The organism is Stenotrophomonas maltophilia group sp. Smal17 (assembly GCF_030237045.1).
In the GTDB taxonomy this organism is placed as follows: Bacteria; Pseudomonadota; Gammaproteobacteria; order Xanthomonadales; family Xanthomonadaceae; genus Stenotrophomonas; species Stenotrophomonas forensis.
This window is the reverse complement of the sequence record NZ_JASJSU010000182.1, coordinates 1-1127: the sequence shown is the minus strand read 5'-3', so window position 1 is coordinate 1127 and position 1127 is coordinate 1. Positions and strand designations below refer to the sequence as shown.

The window sequence follows — 1127 nt, the reverse complement described above, 5'->3', positions numbered from 1 at the left end:
CGCATGGATGGGGCTGCCAAGCCCCCATGGATGGGTTTACGGCGTCCCCGCACTCCGACAACGCCCCGCCATCCCACGGAATGCAAGCTGTTGCCGTTGCCGTTGCCGTTGCCGTTGATTCTGCGGGTGCAGGGCGCAGCCCTGCTCGACCCACCCTCAGACCGTGATGGTCTGGGTCAGTGACTCCCAGGTCGGGGGTACCGGCCACGCCGCAGCCTGGTTGCCATCCAGCACCCGCCGCAGGTCGCGCGGATCAATCTGCGGTGCCAATACGTGCACCAGCTCCAGCGCGTAATCGCGCAGCACGCGGTCGCGCGGCAGCACCGCCCACGCGATGCACTCGGTGATCGGCGCCGGGGCCGGCCACGAGCGCAGGTCCTCATCGTTGGAACTGACCGCCATCTCGGCCAACAGGCCCACGCCCAGCCCGGTACGCACGTAGGTCTTGATCAGATCGGCATCCAGCGCGGTCAGCGCCAGGTCCGGCACCAGACCGTGGGCAGCAAAGGCTCGCTGCAGAGAGGAATTCGGCCGCGTCGAGGATTCGTAGCTGATCAGCGGTTGCCGGGCCAGCGCCGCCAGGTCCGGCGCGCGGCCGGCGCGATCCAGCGGGTGGCCCTTGGGCACCACCACCAGACGCCGCCAGCGGAACAACGGCACGGCGATGCCATCGGTCGGCTCACCACCGGCCGTGCTGATGATGGCGATATCGGCATCACCCTGGTTCAAGCGGTCCAGCGCGTCGGCTTCACCGGCCTGCTGCAGGTGCACGCTGACCTGTGGATACGCCTGCTTGATCGCCGCCACCGCCGGCGGCAGCACGAAGCGCGCCTGGGTGTGGGTGGTGGTCAGGATCAGCTGGCCCTGGCTCTCGCGGCGCTGGTTGGCGGCATAGGTGCGGATGTTGTTGGCCTCGGCCAGCACCGCGCGGGCGCGGGCGATGACCTCGGTCCCGGCCGGGGTGACCGATTCCAGGCTGCGCCCCTTGCGCACGAACAACAGGAAGCCGAGCTCGTCCTCCAGCTGCTTGAGCTGCTTGGACAGGCCCGGCTGGGTGGCGTGCACGCGCGAGGCGGCCAGCGTGATGTTCAGCTCGGCGTCGGCGATGGCAACCAGATAGCGCAGCT

1 protein-coding gene is annotated in these 1127 nt (G+C 69.2%); it reads right to left on the bottom strand.

Annotated elements, in window-relative coordinates:
- Positions 1 to 156 precede the first annotated feature (156 nt).
- On the bottom strand, positions 157 to 1125 hold the full coding sequence (locus tag QRO93_RS21470; protein WP_285304362.1) for a LysR family transcriptional regulator: 969 nt from the start codon (positions 1123 to 1125) through the stop codon (positions 157 to 159).
- Between the last annotated feature and the right edge of the window lie 2 nt (positions 1126 to 1127).